Source organism: Clostridium carnis (genome assembly GCF_054657435.1).
The window spans coordinates 1,932,585-1,949,851 of the sequence record NZ_BAAHYS010000001.1; the positions used below are offsets into that span (position 1 = coordinate 1,932,585).

The following is a 17,267-nucleotide window of genomic DNA, read 5'->3' on the forward strand; positions in this document are numbered from 1 at the left end:
AAGTGTTATATATGAAAGAGATATTCATTGAAAGAAAAGAACCTCTTTTAAGGATAGCTATTAAGGAGAATGGAAAGTTAGCAGAGTGCTTTGTAGAAGAGCACTCGCTAGAACCTAAAATAGGAGAGATATATAAGGGGAGAGTTAGAAATATTATACCAGCAATAAATTCAATATTTGTTGATATAGGATTAGAAAAAGATGGGTATATGTATTTAAGTAGAGAATTAAGAGAAGAAGGAATTAAAAAGGGCGATGAAATTTTAGTTGAAGTTTTAAAAGAGCCATTAGGAAATAAAGGTGCAAAACTTACTAAAAATATTAGCATTGCAGGAAGGTTTATGGTTTTATCTTTAGGAAAAACAGAAGTTAGTTTTTCAAAAAGAATTAATCTTAAAGAAGAAATAGATAGATTATCAAAGATAATTACAAGCATAGATGGATATAAAATAGTAATAAGAACCGATGCTGTAAATGCTACAGAGGAAGAGTTACTACTAGAAAAAGATTCTTTACTATTAGAAATGGATAGACTTAAGAGAAAACTTAACTATAGTTTGACTTTAGGAAAAATATATGGGGATAACTTAATACTTTCCAAGGTTTTAAGGGATAATTCTATGGATAAAATAAAAGTTACTGTGGATAATGAAGAGGATTTTAAAGAAGTAAATTCCTACTTAGAAAAACTAGAAGAATCATGCGTAAATTTATTTAAAGAAAGTAGAAGTGTTTTTGATTATTATGGCATAGAAAAGGAAATACTTAAACTTAGGCATAATAAAGTAAATCTAAACTGTGGTGGGAATATAATAATAGATAAAACAGAGGCTATGTATGTAATTGATATAAACTCATCTAAAAATACTAAGGGACGAACCTTCGATAAAACAATATTAGAAACTAATTTAGAGGCAGCAAAAGAAATTGGTCATCAAATTAGGTTAAGAAATTTAAGTGGAATTATAGTAATTGATTTTATAGATATGAGAGACTTTTCTCATAAAGCTTTAGTTATGGATGCTTTAAAAGAATCTCTTAAAGTTGATAAGGGAAATATCAAAATATTCCCATTTACAGAATTAGATCTAGTTCAAATTTCAAGAAAAAGAAGAGGAAAGTCTATATATGAATATTTAGAAGAGCCATGTAGACGTTGCAAAGGACATGGTGAAGTTTTAAAGCGCTCATATATAGAAAGTCTAATAAAAAATGATATTATTAAATGTAAAGAGGAAAATTCTATAACTGCTTTTCACATAGAACTTGATAAAAATTACGAAGAAGAAGTTAAAGGTGATTTAATTAATTTTTTAAAGAATATTAATGGATTAGATAAAGAAATATATCTTGATTTTAGCTTTGGAATAGAAGGATATAAGATAGAACCGTTAATTTTTAATAGTCAAAAAGAAATACTTAAAAATTTAAAAATAGAAGCTTGTGAAAAATGTTAATAAAATTCTTTACAAGTAACATAATAATATGGTAAAATAGCAGATGTTAAACCGCACATAAGAGGTTTTTTATAAAACAAAATGTTATAATTTTGTACCTCGGTTGGCGAGACCGTAATAAGAGGAGGTGTTTTTAATGTACGCAGTATTAACTACAGGAGGAAAACAATACAGAGTTCAAGAAGGAGACGTAATATACGTTGAAAAACTTAACGCTGATGTTGACTCAACAGTTGAATTAACAGAAGTTTTAGCTGTTTCAAACGGTGAAACTTTAAAGGTTGGTGCACCAGTTGTAGAAGGAGCTAAGGTTGTTGCTAAAGTTGTTTCTCAAGGTAAAGCTAAGAAAGTAACAGTATTCAAGTACAAGGCTAAGAAGGACTACAGAAAGAAGACTGGACACAGACAACCATACACTAAGTTAGTAATCGAAAAGATCGAAGCTTAATTAGTATGATTAAGGTAACAATCTTCAAGAATAATAACTTATCTCTTGGATTTAAGATTAAAGGTCATGCTTTATCTAGAAGAGAAATAGAAAAAGAAACTGGAGATGTATATGATTTAGTTTGCAATTCTGTTTCAGTATTATCTCAAAGTACTGTAATAGGTATGGAAGAGGTTTTAAAACTTCCTATAAAGTATAAAGTAGAAGATGGTTTTCTACAAATAAATCTATTTAACCTTAATAAAGAAGAGATAGAAAGAGCTCAAGTTTTACTTCTAACCTTTGAAAAAAGTTTAGAAAGTTTAATGATGTCTCTTAAAGTAAGTTTTGGAAAAAACAAAGACAGTGAATATATAAGATTATTGAAAGAGGAGGTGCAAAAGATATGTTAATAATGAACCTTCAATTATTTGCTCACAAAAAAGGGGTAGGTAGCTCTAAGAACGGTAGAGACTCAGAATCAAAGAGATTAGGAGTTAAAGCTGCTGACGGAGAGTTCGTTTTAGCTGGAAACATTCTAGTTAGACAAAGAGGAACAAAGATTCACCCAGGAACTAACGTAGGTAAGGGTGGAGATGATACTCTATTTGCTAAAGAAGATGGAATCGTAAGATTTGAAAGAATGGGTAGAGACAAGAAAAAGGTTAGCGTTTACCCAGTAAATGTTGAAGAAATAGCAGAATAATATTATTTTTTCATTAAGCACCCTAACATAGGGTGCTTTCTTTTGTAATATTACTTTATTAAATGGAAAGAGATAGATGGAAAATTGAAAATTGAAAATTACATTTAAAATTTTTAAAGATTGTATAACTTAGAAGAATATTATTATAAATTTTCCATTTTCAATTTTCCATTTTCAATTAAGTAAAATTAATTTATTTCTTTATGATATAATAAAGCGTATAGAATAGTGCAATAATATTAGATAATAGCTTTATATAACTAAAGCAATTATAGAAAGATAGGTGATTATATGTTTATAGATAGAGCCAAGGTATTTGTTAAATCAGGAGATGGTGGTAATGGATGCGTTTCATTTAGAAGAGAAAAATATGTACCACTAGGTGGTCCAGATGGAGGCGATGGCGGAAAAGGTGGTAGTATAGTATTTAGAGTTGATACTGGATTAACTACACTTTTAGATTTTAAATATAAAAAGAAATTCATAGCAGAAGCTGGTGGAAAAGGTGAAGGATCTAAATGCTATGGAAGAGATGGAGAGGACCTTTACATAACTGTTCCAATGGGAACAATAATTAGAGATTTTGAAAGTAATAAAGTAATTGCAGACCTTTCACATAAGGATGATGTATTCGTACTTGCAAAGGGTGGAAAAGGTGGAAAAGGAAATTGTAAATTCTGTACACCTACGAGACAAGCGCCAAACTTTGCAGAACCAGGTATGCCAGGTGAAGAGAGATGGATAACTCTTGAATTAAAATTACTTGCTGATGTAGGTTTAGTTGGATTCCCAAATGTAGGAAAGTCAACTTTATTATCAACTGTAACAGCTGCTAAGCCAAAGATAGCAAATTATCATTTTACAACTTTAAAGCCAAACCTAGGAGTAGTTAAGGTTGAAGGAATAAATGCATTTGTTATGGCTGATATACCAGGAATAATAGAAGGTGCAGCAGAAGGTGTTGGTTTAGGTCTAGATTTCTTAAGACATATAGAAAGAACAAGATTATTAATTCATGTTGTTGATATATCAGGAATAGAGGGTAGAGATGCCTTTGAAGATTTTGTAAAGATTAATGAAGAACTTAAAAAGTATTCAGTTAAGCTATGGGATAGACCACAAATAGTTGTAGCTAATAAGGCTGATATGCTTTATGATGAAGAAGTATTTGAAGACTTTAAGAAAAAAGTAAATGAGTTAGGATTTAATACAGTATTTAAAATGTCAGCTGCAACTAAGTCTGGAGTTGAAGATGTAATAAAAGAAGCAGGTAGAATGCTTGGAGAAATTCCTATTACAGGACTTGAAATACCAGAAGAAGAAATGTTTGTACCAGAAGAAAAGAGATTTACTTATGAAGTTTCTATTGAAGATGGGGAAGATGATAACAAAGTTTATGTTGTTACAGGATCATTTGTTGATAGATTATTAAATTCAGTTAATATACACGATGCTGATTCATTAAGATACTTCCATAAAGTTTTAAGAAACAAGGGAGTACTTGATAAAATAAGAGAAATGGGAATACAAGACGGAGATATGGTTAGACTTAATGATTTTGAGTTTGAGTATATTTTATAGGAGGATAAAGGATGTTAACAGGGAAGCAAAGAGCTTATTTAAGAGGATTAGCTAATAACTTAGATCCAATATTCCAATTAGGTAAAAATGGAATAGAAGACACGTTTATAAAGCAAATAGAAGAGGCTTTAGAAGCAAGAGAATTAATAAAGATAAAGGTTTTAGAAAATAGCGGATTAGAAACTAGAGAAGCATCAGATTTTATATGTAAAAAGATAGGGTGTGAAGGTATTCAAGCTATAGGAAGTAAAATGGTACTATATAAGAAGTCCTCAAAGAAACCAAAAATAGAATTACCAGTAGCTAAAAATAGATAAATGAAAAAAGTTGGAATAATAGGAGGCACCTTTAATCCTATTCACTTAGCACATTTATATATAGCATATGAAGCTAAGGATAAGCTAAGCTTAGATAAGGTGATATTTATGCCAGCAGGAAGTCCACCACATAAGGATAATAAAAATATCCTTAGGGCTTCCCTAAGGTATGAAATGGTTAAAAAAGCTATTAAAGATTATGAGGGCTTTGAAATTAGTGATTTTGAAATAATGAAAAATGGATTAAGCTATACACATGAAACCTTAGAATATCTAAAGAAAGATGATTGTCAAATTTATTTTATTACAGGTGCAGATTGCTTAATGGATATAGAAAAATGGAACAATGTAAAAAAAATATTTTCTCTTTGCAATTTAGTAGTATTTAGTAGACCAGGGTATAATGAAAGTGTATTATCTAAAGAAAAAATTAAAATAGAGGAAAAATATAACACAACTATTGAATTTTTAGATATAATGGATTTAGAAATTTCTTCATCCATGATAAGAAAAAGAATAGAAAATGGGAAAAGTGTAAGTTTCTTTTTACCCAAAGAGGTATTATCATTTATTGAAGAAAATAACTTATATGAAAGTTAGGTATTAATATGTGGAGTGCAGAAAAAATAAAAGAGTATTTAAAAGAAAACTTACGAGAAAATAGATATAACCATACATTAGGTGTAGTTTTAACTGCTAAAAAGTTAGCAGTTATTAATAATGTAGATGAGAATAAGGCAGAAATAGCAGCTTTAGCCCATGACGTGGCTAAAAATATGACTATATATCAATTAAAAGATATAATAAAAAAGAATAATATAGAACTATCTTATGAAGAGGAGCAAACACCAGAGTTGTGGCATAGTATAGTTTCTCCTATAATAGGAAAGAAAGTTTTTAATATAGAAGATGAAGAAATTTTAAGTGCAATGAGATGGCATACTACAGGAAAAGAAAACATGAGCAATCTTGATAAGATAATTTATGTTGCAGATATGATAGAACCTAATAGGAATTTCTTTGGTGTAGATAAAATAAGAGAAGAGGTCTTTAAAGATTTAGATAAAGGAATACTAATGGCAATGACCCATACAATTAGATATTTATTAGATAAAGGATTTTTAGTAGATATAAATAGTATAAAGGCTAGAAATTATATGATATTGAATAATAAGTTACAAAATTGTAGCTAATAATCGATTAATAGAAAATAATTATAGAGGTAATTAGAATGGGGAAAAATAAAGAGGAATTAGGAAATCCAAGTGGGAAAAAGAAAAATTTAAGAGATGAACAGATAAGACGAAAAAGAATCTTAGCTAAAAGACGAAAAAGAAAAATAAAGAGAATGATATTAGCATTTTTTATTACGATAGTAGTTTTAATAGTTGGAAGCTTTATATATGCATACAGGTTTATAGGCGGATTAAAAACTAATACACTAGGAAATGCAATAGATCCTGGAGCTAATGAAGCCATAAATATTCTTGTATTAGGGATGGATATAGGTGATACAGAGAATATAAATAATAAAGCCGTTAGAAGAACAGACACAATAATGGTTGTTAATTATAATCCAAATACAAAAAAAGTTCATATAGTGTCAGTTCCAAGAGATACTATGATTGAAGTTGATGCATATGTAGATGATGGATCTTATCAACGATATTGGAAAATTAATGCGGCTTATGCTTTAGGTGGAGAAGAAGAAGTAATAAAACATATAAGTAGCATATTAAAAGTTAACATTAATTATTTAGTAGAAGTAGACTATAATGCATTTAGAGGTTTAGTTGATGCAGTAGATGGAGTAGAAATGCAGATCGATCAAAATATGTTCTATGATGATGATCTTCAAAATTTACACATAAACTTTAAAGCTGGAGAAACTGTATTGTTGGATGGTCAAAAGGCAGAAGAATTCTTTAGATGGAGAAAAAATAATGATGGATCAGGTTTAGCAAATGGTGATATTGATAGAATTAAAAATCAACAACAATTTATGAGTAAACTAATTGAGAAGTGTCTTAAACCATCTGTAGTTTTTAAAGTACCTAAAATATTAGATGTTATAAGTAAAAATGTTGAAACTAATATGCCTGCTAAAAAGATATTAGGATTAGGTTTAAAGGTTTTAAGCTTAAAAAAATCAGATATAATAATGACTACAGTAAAAGGTGAATCTGAAAAGATATATGGGCAAGATTATTTAGTTGTTGATAAAGAGTCCAATAAAGATTTAATAAATACTTTAAACTCTTCAAATTTGTCAAATGGATCAGTATTAACTGATGTAAAAAGGGAAAACTTGAAAATAGCAGTTTTAAACGGAACTAAAGTTAATGGTTTAGCTGGTGGATTACAATCAGATTTATATAAAATAGGATATGTTATGGTTGAAACAGGAAACTCTCAAGTTAGAGATAAAAGTGTTATTCAAGTTAATAATAAAGAATTAAAATCTTTATTAGAAAGTGATACTGGTATAAATAATTTTGAAAAGATAAGTATGGATGAGTATAAAGGATATGATGCAGTTATAATACTTGGAAAAGATTATAATTTATTTGGAAACTAGTAATATAAAAACTATAAAAATAAAGGTAGAAAATCTAGTGGTTTTCTACCTTTATTAATAGGAGGACAAAATGAGTTTTATAAATAGTACTATAGGAAAAGAATATAGTGGCAAAAAAATAAGAGAATATTTAAAAGAAGAACTTGGGTTATCTTCTAGATTAATAAAAGGTGCTGCAATAGATAAAAGGATATTAGTTAATGGAAAAGCAGTAAAGATGAACTATGTTTTAAAAGAAAACGAAGAAGTAAAAATAAACTTATGTAAAGAAGAAAGTCAAAATATAACCCCAGAACCTATGGATTTAGATATTGTATATGAAGATGAAGATATTATAGTTATAAATAAAAGCCCTAATATGGTAGTACATCCAACAAAAAGATATCAATCAGGAACTTTAGCAAATGGATTATTACACTACTTTAAAGAAACAGGCCAAAAATGTATTGTTAGATTAGTAAGTAGATTAGATATGGATACATCAGGCTTAATAATAGTTGCTAAAAATCAATATGCACATATGGAACTATCTAAACAAATGACTGAAAATAATATAGAGAAAAGATATTTAACTGTTGTACATGGCCATTTAGATAAAAAAGAAGGGACAATAGATTTGCCTATATATAGACCAGAGATAGAAGGAACTTTATGCCGTGTAATTGATGAAAGAGGACAAAGAAGCATTACTCACTATAAAGTAGTTGAAAGTATTAAAGGTGGAGATATTGTAGAGTGTCTCTTAGAAACAGGAAGAACACATCAAATAAGAGTGCATCTAAAGGCCTTAGGACATCCTATATGGGGAGATACTTTGTATGGTTATGAAGAGGATAGTGAAATAATAAAAAGACAGGCATTGCATGCATATAGATTAGATTTTAAATCTCCTAGAACAAAGGAAGAGTTAAATCTAAAAGCTAACTTACCAGTTGATATACAAGAACTTATAAATAAACTAAAGTAATAAAAAAAGTGATTTTCCAATTATTGAAAAATCACTTTTTTAGTTATATTAAAGAAAATTTAGTGCAAATTAAATTTTCTTTTAATTCTTTTAATTCTTTTGGTTCTGTTTTTATATTTTAATAAGAAATAAATAATTAGTAATAAAATTAATGATACTACAACTATCAAGGCTACTGACTTTGGATTATTTTTAATTTTATCAATTGCTTCTTTAATTCTTATTTTAGTATTAAATTCTCTATTAGAACCACTTAATAGTTCTACAGTAGTATATTTTTTATTATTTATAAGGATATTTCCAGTAAATAAATCTTCACCTTTAGATATTGCTTGTTTAGTAATGTCTAAGTAATCATATTTTACAGAAAAAGCAGGTCTTTCTTCATTTTTACTTTTAGTATAATACACATCACTATCAGATACTAAAGGTAGAGTAATATTATCATTTATTTTGTATTCAGAAATAGCTTCATCTTTGCTAATTAATTTAATTGTTTCAAAGTTTTCAAATCCATAATTAAAAAGCGGTGCTATACTATTAAAGTGTTTATCCTTATCTACAGCGTTTAAGAATGATGCAACTAATACTTGACCATCTTTAACAGCAGTAGCTGTATAGGTGTGGTTTGCTTCAGGAGTATATCCTGTTTTACCGGAGTATGCATATTCATAATAATAAGGTGAAAATGAATTTAAAAGATGATTTTTATTATTTGCCCATTTCTCTGTCCCATCAAAGTTAGGATTGCTTTCAAATATGTAGTAAGGTGTTCTTGAAAGTTCTACAAAATTAGGATTTTTAATAGCAGCTTTCATTATAAGTGATAAATCATAAGGTGTAGTTATATGACCTTTTTCATGCAGTCCACTAGGATTTTTAAAGACTGTATTTTTTGCTCCAAGTTCCTTAGCCTTTTTTGTCATAAGTTTACCAAAAGCTTCATTAGAGCCAGCAACATGTTCAGCTAAAGCTTCAGCACAGTCATTTCCTGATTCTAAAAGTAATCCAAGTAGTAATTCTCTAACAGTATAAATTTGTCCTTTTCCTAACCCAATAGCAGATCCATCAACTAATGGAGGTTTTTCACCTATGGTAACCTTATCATTTAAATTTGTGTGTTCTAATGTTACTAGAGCAGTCATAACCTTTGTAGTTGAGGCTGGCTCATATTGTACATCAGGATTTTTAGAATAGATAACTTCCCCTGTTATTCCATCCATTAAAACTACTCCAGCTGCTTCAACAGTTGGAACTGTATTAACAGTTGATGTTGCATTAACATCAAAGGTAAATAAATTACTAATGATAAATAATGCTAAAAAGAATTTCCATACGAATTTTTTCATAATAATAAATCTCCCACATAAAAATAAACTTTCTCAATAAGCCTATTTTATCAAAAATATTAGTATCATTCTAGTTAATAATAGGAAATTGTAAAAAAGTGAGTTAAAAATAGATTGAAATGTTAATAATTAGTAGATAGAGATAAATAAAGGAGGGGTGATTTTGAGGAAAATTAACACTCATAGAAATATAACTCTTTTTCTACTTGTTTTAATATTGCTAATAACATCATTTATACTATATGGAAAAAATAAAAATAAAGTATTTAAAGATGAATATATGAAAAATATTTTTATAGAAGAAGATAATAATGAAAAGGAATCTTCAGATTTATTAAAAGAAAATAATATTAATGAGAAAGTAACAATAGTAGAGAATAAAGATGTTAATAAAAAAGAAATAGTTGTAGAAATTAAAGGTGAGGTTGTAAAACCAGATGTTTACACTTTAGATGATGGAAGTATAATAAAGGACTTAATAGATAAAGCGGGTGGATTAACAAATGAAGCAGATATAAATAATATCAATAGAGCAGATAAACTTAAAAGCCATCAATTAATATATATACCTAATAAGGAAGAGGCTAAAAATATAATAAATCCAATTGGAAAAGAAAGTAATAATAAACAAGTAGATAATACTTTAATTAATATTAACACAGCTACAGTAGAAGAGCTAAAGAATATAAATGGAGTCGGTGACTCAAAAGCTCAAAATATAATAAAATATAGGGAGGAAAATGGAGGGTTTAAGTCAATAGAAGATATAAAAAATGTAGATGGAATAGGTGATAAAACCTTTGAAAATATAAAAGGGCAAATAACATATTAAAAATATATAAAATTTATATGTTAGTTGTATAATAAGAAAATTTTTTATGGTAAAATTAAGGAAAAAATAATTAGGGGGAGATGTTAGTGGATATATTAGTAAATGCAGGATTAAGTTTATTATTTGGATTGATAGGTATAATAATACTTATAGTAGGATATAAACTATTTGATAAAATAATACCAGCAGATTTTAATAAGGAACTTGAAAAAGGAAATATAGCTATAGCGATATTTTTAGCAGGAGCCCTTATTGGAATAGCAATTATAGTATCACAAGTTGTTAAATAAAAATATTATATAAAGAATTTTAAAATATAATCTGTGAAGAGATTATTATTATATAAGTTTTAATTTATAATAATAATTTCTGCACAGATTATTTTAATTTTTAAATGATAAAGGGTACTAAAGGGAAATGTGTCAATTATATGGCAGCTACTTTTAAAATGCTTACCTAGATGTTATAATAAATTGAATTTAGGAAAATATAAGAATAGAAAATCCTAGGGGGGATTAAACATGATAAGAAAAATAGTTATTGCTTTATTAAGTGGTATATTAGCAATTTCTTTAGTAGCTTGTAATAATAAAGAAGAGAAAAAAGTAGAAGAGAAACAAATACCTAAGGTTACCCAAAAGGAAGTTCCAGGAGAATGGTCAAAAAACTATTCTAAAGAAGAGGTAACAGCTTTACATAAACAAATACTTCAAAGGGTAGAAGACCTAGTAGCAGGTTATGGACTTGAATATAAAAAGGAAGAAAAGGTAAAGGAAGAAAAAGGCGAAACAGTAAACGATAATTATATCTATGTAGATAATTTAAATCCAGAGCCAAATAGAATGGAAAGTATGTATTATGGATTTAAAATGTATGGTACAGATATGTCACAAGGGGCATTAGAACTTAAAATAGGTTTTAATTTAGATGTGGAACAAGTTAAGAGTACTGGAGATTTTAATTTTGGAGATACTTCACTTGCAGCTTTTTCAAAGTCAGTAACAGGAGTTGAAAATAGGGATTATACAGAGCTAAATAAACAAATATATGAGGCTGTTAGCAAAGGGAAACAAGAAACTATAGAAAATAACTTAGATGGATTAGTAGAAACTATTACTATTAAGGATAAATTCTTGTTGTATAAAATAGACTCAAAAAGATATGAATTTAAAAAGTAATACATAAAATTAAAAAAACTTATATAAAAGGTTAAAATTAATACATAATTTAATTATGTCAAAAAGAAAAAATGGGAGGATATAGATTTGGTAGATAATGAAAATTTAAAAGATAATGAAACTATAATAAATTCAGAGATTGAAGAAAATGTAAATGATATGGTAGTTGAGGAAGAAATTAAGTTAGAAGAAGAAGTTGTTACAAAAGAACCCAAAAAGATAGTAATAATATTTAAAAAGTTATTAGCAGGAGTAATAGATCAAATTATTACAATAGCTATTGCATTACTATTATTAATGGTATTCGATTTAATATTAAGGCTAGTAGGATTCTACATTGTAGAAAGAGAGCCAATGTTCTTAGTAATGTATATTATTTCAAATATAATATATACACCAATTTGTGAATCATTAAAAATTAAAAAAACTATAGGAAGAAAAATATTATTTAAATAATAAAAGACTTTAGATTGGAGATAGCATGAGAAGAGGAAGTGCAGTACAAGTTAAAATAGAAAAAACAGAATTTCCTTCAGTGGGAGTAGGTACACTTGGAGCGAAAAAGATTTTTGTTAAAGGAGCTTTTCCAGGTCAAACAGTAACTGGAAAGGTAAAGAAGAGAAGACAAGATTATGCAGAGCTTAAACTTTTATCAGTAGATGAAAGAGCAGATTATGAAATAGAAGCACCATGTGAATATTTTGGTATTTGTGGAGGATGTAGTTCACAAAATCTTACATATGAAAAGCAATTAAGCCTTTTAGATGAAGAAGTAAAAGATCTTTTTAATAAAAATAATACTCCTATGGGTGAATACCTTGGAGTTGTTGGAAGTAAGAATCAATGGGAATACAGAAATAAAATGGAATTTACCTTTGGAGACTTTGAAAAAGGTGGCGAGCTTACTTTAGGTATGCATATGAAGGGAAAATCCTTTGGAATAATAACTGTTGATAAATGTATGATAATTGATGAAGATTTCAGAACTGTTATTAAAGCAACAGTAGATTACTTTAAAGATAAGGAATTACCTTACTATAGAATTATGAGAAGAGAAGGATATCTAAGACACCTAGTTATAAGAAAAGCAACTAATACAGGTGAACTTATGGTTAACCTTGTAACAACAACTCAAATAAATTTTGATTTAAAAGATTACGTAGAAGTATTAAAAAATCAAAACTATAAAGGTTCATTAGTTTCTATACTACACACTGAAAATGACTCTTTCTCAGATGCAGTTATTCCAGAGAAAATAAACTTACTATATGGAAAAGATTATATAGTAGAAAATTTATTAGGACTTAAATTTAAAATTTCACCATTTTCATTTTTCCAAACAAATACTCAAGGAGCAGAAAGCCTTTATAGTATAGTAAGAGATTTTATGGGTGAAGCAGGAGATAAAGTAGTATTTGATTTATATTGTGGTACAGGTACAATAGGTCAAATAGCAGCGGCTAATGCTAAAAAAGTTGTAGGGATAGAACTTATAGAAGAAGCAGTTGAAGCAGCTAAAGAAAATGCAAAACTAAATGGTTTAAATAACTGTGAATTCCTAGCTGGAGATGTGGCTGAAATAATTAAAAATGTAAAAGATAAACCAGAAATAATTATTTTAGATCCACCAAGAAGTGGAGTACATCCAAAAGCATTAGAATACGTAATAAAATTTGATGCCAAAGAAATAATATATGTATCATGTAACCCTAAAACACTAGTAGAAAACCTAGATGTTTTAGTAGCTAATGGATATGAAGTTGTTAAAAGCACAGTTAAGGATATGTTTCCTAATACACCTCATGTGGAGACTGTAGCGTTGCTACGTCGCAAGTAATGCTGGAAATCCTGAATTTTAGCCACTTTCACAAGCATGTAGTATTTGCATCAGATGGAAGTAAAATAAGGAATAAAGAATTAAAAAGGTATTTTGACGTGTCTGTAGTTATATATATGGAGTGTGGAAATACGAAAATATAATAAAAATAAAGGCAATAATGGATTATAATTTATATATCTATTATTGCTTTTTTATTTGAATAATAACTTAGCTACTACAAATTTATTTTATTAATTATTTTTATTAAATCTTAAAATAATATCATTAAAGTAATACTTGTTTAATAAGATCTAGTAAAAGTGTTATATATGCCAATAATATGTAATATTTAGTAACTATATAGTATAATATCTGTATTATTATAAAGTGGGTGATGTTATATTATGAGTACTGCGGTAAATGATGCAACTTTAAAAAAAGCAGGGGACATTTTTCAATATTATATTGCATTAAGAAATTGTTTTAATATGAAAAGTGGAGATAAAGTGCAAATAGAAGTTAATGGAGATGTCAGTTTAATTTCAAGTGAATCTGACTCATCTTTTCAAATAGAGGTAAAACACCATTTTGGTGAACATTCTCTTTCTGATAGAAATATAGATTTTTGGAAAACTTTATCTAATTGGTATGTTGAATATGATAGAATATCAGTATTTTCTAGTTTGGTATTATATACTACTTCAGTAATTGGAGTAGATTCCCCATTTCATGATTGGAACAATAAAAATAAAAGTGAAAAATTATGTGTGTTATTAAATATTGGATCTATTGAAAAAAAAGATGAAAATACTTTTAGAAAGTATTACAAAAAAATATTCGATGAAAATATTTATGATAAAGAAAAGCTAGAAGATATATTATCTAGATTTACTATAGAATATAATCAAAATAAAATTTCTGATATATCAAAAGAGTTTGATTGTTATGTTGGACATATCCCTCAAGAGAATAGAGATCATTATATCGGAGCATTACTGGGAAGACTACTTTCAATTGTAAAAGAGCCACCACATAGATGGGAAGTAAGTAGAGAAGATTTTGATAATATTTTACAGAAAGAGTCGGTAGCTTATTCTAATAAGAATGGAAAACCATTACCAGATATATTTAATGATGAAGATATATTAGAATATGAAAAGGAAACATTGATTAATAAAAATTTTGTTAAAGAAATAAAAAAAATAGAGTATGATGATGAGATTCAACTAGCTATATTAGATTATTGGAAAACAAATATGACTATTATTAACTTTTTCAATGAAGATTTTTTATATAATCAAAGTTTAGATAAATATAGAGATGATTTGTCATATAAATTAAAACATCAGAAAAAAATTAGTGTAATTAAGAGTAGAAGAAAAAGTAGAGAAGAGCAAATTGAAAGTTCACAAATATTGTATAGTGAAGTTATGTCATGGGATGTGAGGGACTTTGAATCAATAATTAAAAATCAATATTATTTTCAAAGGGGAATTATTCATACTATTGTAGATGACAGAGAATTTAGTTGGGATGTAGGTGAAAATAATTGAGTATAAAAAATATAAAAATATTATCTATGAATTCACATTTTTATGCATTATTATTTAGAGGATTTTTATCAGGATATAATAAACCATGTGAAATAAGAACACTATTTATGGCACTTCCTATTTTGTTATATTCAGATTCAAGGAAAAAACTTATTTCTGCAAATAAAACAAGCAGAATGGAAAGTCTATTTAATAAGCCTAAGGATCTGGAAAATAATGAAAAAATTTCAGGGAAATCTGATTTGGCAGGATATATAAAGCGTTTTGAGGATGTTAAGGGGTTATCTAAAAAAGCTATAATAATTCTATATTCACAAGAGAATATACGTTTAGAAGGAAATAGAATATTTTTAATTTCAGATCCTATAAGTCACTTAAATTATAAAGGAGAAATTAAAAGTTGGATTAGAGCTGCGTATTATTTAGGTATTATTTTTGCAAAGACAAATGAGGATCATTTAAATTATTTTTTAGGGGTTGATAGAATATGAGAAGTTATATGAGGGCGATTATGATTTTTAATAAATCAGGAGAAGTTAGAAGTGTTAATATGAAACCAGGAGTGAATATTATTACTGGGGAATCAAAAACAGGTAAGAGTGCTCTTGTTGAAATAATGGACTACTGTTTATGTAGTTCAAGATGTACTATCCCAAAGGGGAAGATTACAGAATTTGCATATATTTATGTTATACCAATGGTAATAAATAAAAATACCTATATAATTGCTAGATATAATTGGGAAAATGGAGGGAAAATGCATATATCAAAAGAAGGTATTGATTTTCCAATAGATAAAATTGATTTAAATTATTTTAAAAATATGCCGATATTATCGATTAAGGATGCTCAGTATGAAATTGAGTCTGCATTAGGGTTACATGTAAGTAATCTTGTTTTCGAAAAAGATGAAAAAGGAAAGAAAGCATCTTTAAGAAATATGACATCCTATCTTTTTCAACATCAAAACTTAATTGCAAGTAAATTTGCATTGTTCTATAGATTTTCAGAATCATACAAGAGAAAGGATATAATTGAGCAGTTTCCTATTTTTGCAGGAATGATAGGACAAGAATACTATAGTAGCTTAATAGAGTTAAATGATTTAAAGAATCAATTAAATCGTAAGTTAAAGAGTCAAAAATCAAATCAGAAAAGTAGTGAATATTTAAAAAGTATATTAAAACCATTATTAGAAGATTATTTTTCATTATTAAATACTCCTATTGACTTAAATATAACTTTAAATAAGATGAAAAAACTTGCGTCTAATTTGCCAGAATTTGATGAAGCTCAACTTTTCGAAGAAGAGAGAATAATTGAAAGATATAATTTGTTAAAAAAAGAATTGGAAGAGCTAGCAAGCGAAGAAAGAAGTATTCTAATGAAAATAAATAATTTAGATGATGCAAGTAACAGAGGACAAGGTTTTACTGAATCACTAAAAGAATTAAAAGAAAAAACAAAGGTTTTTGAAATTGGTGAAAATAAATATTCTTGTCCACTTTGCGGAAATAATTGTGAAGTTATTTCAGAAGAAGATAGATTATTATTAGAAGCAGGCGAATGGTTAGATAAGGAGCTAGAGATTACTAGTAAATATACACATAATTTTTCAGAAGATATAAGGAAATTGAAAGGAATTGCTTCAGATATATCAGAAAAGATGAAAATAATATCAAATCAGATTAAAGAAATTGAGAAAAAATATATAAAATCAGATGCCTTAAATTCTAAGAAAGAAAAAGTAAATTATGCTAAAGTTAAAATTGAATTATATTCTAATATGATTGATGGAGGATTATTTGAAAATATTGATGAAGATATAGAAAATTTAAAGGAATCAATAACAAATTTAGAAGATAAGATTAAAGGATATGATTTAGATGTAAAGAAGGCAAAGGCTCAGACGTTTTTATCTGATAATATGAATCGATTAGCTCTTACATTAGATTTTGAGGAAGAATATAGACCTATAAATCTTAATTTTAGTTTAGTAGATGGAACATTTGATTTATATCAATATCAAAATAAAAATGAAAAAATATTTTTAAATGAGATGGGGAGTGGAGCGAACTGGGTATCATGCCATATATCACTTTTCCTTAGCTTTCTTAGGTACTTTGCTAAACAGGAAAATTCACCTATGCCACTAATTATGTTTTTTGATCAACCAAGCCAAGTTTATTTTCCTGAAGGTGACATAGATAAAAATGAATTTTCACAGTCTGATTTAAAAGCAGTGAATCAGATGTATAAGACTATATTTGATGAAATTAAATCAATTGGAGAAGATACTGGTATACTTCCTCAAATTTTAATAGTTGATCACGTTGATGGAAAAAATTTGGAGGTTAAGGATGAATTTATATCTTATATAAGATGTAATTGGAGAAATGGAAAAGCATTAATATAATTAAATAAATATATATAAATAGACATTGAAATTTATAAATTCAGTGTCTATTTTTTATTGAAATAATATGATAGAAAGGATGATATT

At 27.5% G+C, this 17,267-nt stretch carries 19 protein-coding genes; 18 read left to right on the forward strand and 1 reads right to left on the reverse strand.

All coding sequences use genetic code 11. From position 1 onward, the window contains the following. Window positions 1-11: 11 nt before the first annotated feature. The 10 genes from ACYQ1T_RS09290 to ACYQ1T_RS09335 all read left to right on the forward strand — a co-directional run bounded on the left by ACYQ1T_RS09290 (window position 12) and on the right by ACYQ1T_RS09335 (window position 8,033). Complete coding sequence (locus tag ACYQ1T_RS09290) at window positions 12-1,457, forward strand: Rne/Rng family ribonuclease (protein WP_459834204.1); 1,446 nt, start codon at window positions 12-14, stop codon at window positions 1,455-1,457. Window positions 1,458-1,593: 136 nt separating this feature from the next. Next, on the forward strand, window positions 1,594-1,905 hold the full coding sequence (gene rplU, locus ACYQ1T_RS09295; RefSeq protein ID WP_459834206.1) for a 50S ribosomal protein L21: 312 nt from the start codon (window positions 1,594-1,596) through the stop codon (window positions 1,903-1,905). Window positions 1,906-1,910: 5 nt separating this feature from the next. Then, a complete protein-coding gene (locus ACYQ1T_RS09300) occupies window positions 1,911-2,297 on the forward strand; it encodes a ribosomal-processing cysteine protease Prp (protein ID WP_459834208.1) in 387 nt (128 codons plus the stop codon). Then, on the forward strand, window positions 2,291-2,590 hold the full coding sequence (gene rpmA, locus ACYQ1T_RS09305; RefSeq protein ID WP_459834210.1) for a 50S ribosomal protein L27: 300 nt from the start codon (window positions 2,291-2,293) through the stop codon (window positions 2,588-2,590). The genes ACYQ1T_RS09300 and rpmA overlap by 7 nt, the downstream gene beginning before the upstream one ends. 291 nt (window positions 2,591-2,881) lie before the next feature. After that, window positions 2,882-4,171, forward strand: coding sequence for a GTPase ObgE (gene obgE / locus ACYQ1T_RS09310; protein ID WP_459834212.1), 1,290 nt, complete (start codon window positions 2,882-2,884; stop codon window positions 4,169-4,171). 11 nt (window positions 4,172-4,182) lie between these two features. Further along, window positions 4,183-4,488, forward strand: a complete 306-nt coding sequence (gene yhbY, locus ACYQ1T_RS09315) for a ribosome assembly RNA-binding protein YhbY (protein ID WP_459834214.1) — start codon at window positions 4,183-4,185, stop codon at window positions 4,486-4,488. Next, window positions 4,489-5,088, forward strand: a complete 600-nt coding sequence (gene nadD, locus ACYQ1T_RS09320) for a nicotinate-nucleotide adenylyltransferase (RefSeq protein ID WP_459834216.1) — start codon at window positions 4,489-4,491, stop codon at window positions 5,086-5,088. Window positions 5,089-5,096: 8 nt separating this feature from the next. Beyond that, window positions 5,097-5,681, forward strand: a complete 585-nt coding sequence (gene yqeK / locus ACYQ1T_RS09325) for a bis(5'-nucleosyl)-tetraphosphatase (symmetrical) YqeK (RefSeq protein WP_459834218.1) — start codon at window positions 5,097-5,099, stop codon at window positions 5,679-5,681. Between the two features lie 38 nt (window positions 5,682-5,719). Next, the gene (locus tag ACYQ1T_RS09330; RefSeq protein ID WP_459834220.1) at window positions 5,720-7,066 is read left to right on the forward strand and encodes an LCP family protein; all 1,347 of its coding nucleotides are present in this window, start codon (window positions 5,720-5,722) and stop codon (window positions 7,064-7,066) included. 70 nt (window positions 7,067-7,136) lie between these two features. Then, window positions 7,137-8,033 (forward strand): RluA family pseudouridine synthase, encoded by an 897-nt coding sequence (locus tag ACYQ1T_RS09335; RefSeq protein ID WP_459834222.1) that lies wholly within the window; start codon window positions 7,137-7,139, stop codon window positions 8,031-8,033. A gap of 59 nt (window positions 8,034-8,092) precedes the next feature. On the opposite strand, the gene ACYQ1T_RS09340 is transcribed toward ACYQ1T_RS09335, so the two are convergent. Continuing rightward, window positions 8,093-9,382 (reverse strand): serine hydrolase, encoded by a 1,290-nt coding sequence (locus ACYQ1T_RS09340; RefSeq protein WP_459834224.1) that lies wholly within the window; start codon window positions 9,380-9,382, stop codon window positions 8,093-8,095. A 157-nt stretch (window positions 9,383-9,539) separates the two neighbouring features. Here ACYQ1T_RS09340 and ACYQ1T_RS09345 point away from each other — a divergent pair, with 157 nt between their 5' ends. The 8 genes from ACYQ1T_RS09345 to ACYQ1T_RS09380 all read left to right on the forward strand — a co-directional run bounded on the left by ACYQ1T_RS09345 (window position 9,540) and on the right by ACYQ1T_RS09380 (window position 17,180). Then, window positions 9,540-10,214, forward strand: a complete 675-nt coding sequence (locus ACYQ1T_RS09345; RefSeq protein ID WP_459834226.1) for a helix-hairpin-helix domain-containing protein — start codon at window positions 9,540-9,542, stop codon at window positions 10,212-10,214. A gap of 86 nt (window positions 10,215-10,300) precedes the next feature. Next, the gene (locus ACYQ1T_RS09350; RefSeq protein ID WP_459834228.1) at window positions 10,301-10,504 is read left to right on the forward strand and encodes a DUF350 domain-containing protein; all 204 of its coding nucleotides are present in this window, start codon (window positions 10,301-10,303) and stop codon (window positions 10,502-10,504) included. 231 nt (window positions 10,505-10,735) lie between these two features. Continuing rightward, entirely contained in the window at window positions 10,736-11,392 is a 657-nt protein-coding gene (locus ACYQ1T_RS09355; protein WP_459834230.1) for a hypothetical protein, read from the forward strand. 87 nt (window positions 11,393-11,479) lie between these two features. Beyond that, entirely contained in the window at window positions 11,480-11,848 is a 369-nt protein-coding gene (locus ACYQ1T_RS09360; protein ID WP_459834232.1) for an RDD family protein, read from the forward strand. Between the two features lie 25 nt (window positions 11,849-11,873). Then, window positions 11,874-13,229, forward strand: coding sequence for a 23S rRNA (uracil(1939)-C(5))-methyltransferase RlmD (gene rlmD, locus ACYQ1T_RS09365; RefSeq protein WP_459834234.1), 1,356 nt, complete (start codon window positions 11,874-11,876; stop codon window positions 13,227-13,229). Between the two features lie 386 nt (window positions 13,230-13,615). After that, a complete protein-coding gene (locus ACYQ1T_RS09370) occupies window positions 13,616-14,764 on the forward strand; it encodes a hypothetical protein (protein WP_459834236.1) in 1,149 nt (382 codons plus the stop codon). Further along, on the forward strand, window positions 14,761-15,255 hold the full coding sequence (locus tag ACYQ1T_RS09375; RefSeq protein ID WP_459834238.1) for a three component ABC system middle component: 495 nt from the start codon (window positions 14,761-14,763) through the stop codon (window positions 15,253-15,255). The genes ACYQ1T_RS09370 and ACYQ1T_RS09375 overlap by 4 nt, the downstream gene beginning before the upstream one ends. Next, window positions 15,252-17,180: a DUF3732 domain-containing protein gene (locus ACYQ1T_RS09380; RefSeq protein ID WP_459834240.1), complete on the forward strand. Its 1,929-nt coding sequence runs from the start codon at window positions 15,252-15,254 to the stop codon at window positions 17,178-17,180. Before ACYQ1T_RS09375 ends, ACYQ1T_RS09380 begins: the two co-directional genes overlap by 4 nt. Window positions 17,181-17,267 lie beyond the last annotated feature (87 nt).

Coding starts and splice junctions, on each gene's coding strand:
- ACYQ1T_RS09290 (WP_459834204.1), top strand. CDS start 12: ATGAAAGAGATATTCATTGAAAGAAAAGAACCTCTTTTAAGGATAGCT.
- ACYQ1T_RS09370 (WP_459834236.1), top strand. CDS start 13,616: ATGAGTACTGCGGTAAATGATGCAACTTTAAAAAAAGCAGGGGACATT.
- nadD (WP_459834216.1), top strand. CDS start 4,489: ATGAAAAAAGTTGGAATAATAGGAGGCACCTTTAATCCTATTCACTTA.
- ACYQ1T_RS09380 (WP_459834240.1), top strand. CDS start 15,252: ATGAGAAGTTATATGAGGGCGATTATGATTTTTAATAAATCAGGAGAA.
- ACYQ1T_RS09330 (WP_459834220.1), top strand. CDS start 5,720: ATGGGGAAAAATAAAGAGGAATTAGGAAATCCAAGTGGGAAAAAGAAA.
- rplU (WP_459834206.1), top strand. CDS start 1,594: ATGTACGCAGTATTAACTACAGGAGGAAAACAATACAGAGTTCAAGAA.
- ACYQ1T_RS09340 (WP_459834224.1), bottom strand. CDS start 9,382: ATGAAAAAATTCGTATGGAAATTCTTTTTAGCATTATTTATCATTAGT.
- yqeK (WP_459834218.1), top strand. CDS start 5,097: ATGTGGAGTGCAGAAAAAATAAAAGAGTATTTAAAAGAAAACTTACGA.
- ACYQ1T_RS09355 (WP_459834230.1), top strand. CDS start 10,736: ATGATAAGAAAAATAGTTATTGCTTTATTAAGTGGTATATTAGCAATT.
- rpmA (WP_459834210.1), top strand. CDS start 2,291: ATGTTAATAATGAACCTTCAATTATTTGCTCACAAAAAAGGGGTAGGT.
- ACYQ1T_RS09335 (WP_459834222.1), top strand. CDS start 7,137: ATGAGTTTTATAAATAGTACTATAGGAAAAGAATATAGTGGCAAAAAA.
- ACYQ1T_RS09300 (WP_459834208.1), top strand. CDS start 1,911: ATGATTAAGGTAACAATCTTCAAGAATAATAACTTATCTCTTGGATTT.
- rlmD (WP_459834234.1), top strand. CDS start 11,874: ATGAGAAGAGGAAGTGCAGTACAAGTTAAAATAGAAAAAACAGAATTT.
- yhbY (WP_459834214.1), top strand. CDS start 4,183: ATGTTAACAGGGAAGCAAAGAGCTTATTTAAGAGGATTAGCTAATAAC.
- obgE (WP_459834212.1), top strand. CDS start 2,882: ATGTTTATAGATAGAGCCAAGGTATTTGTTAAATCAGGAGATGGTGGT.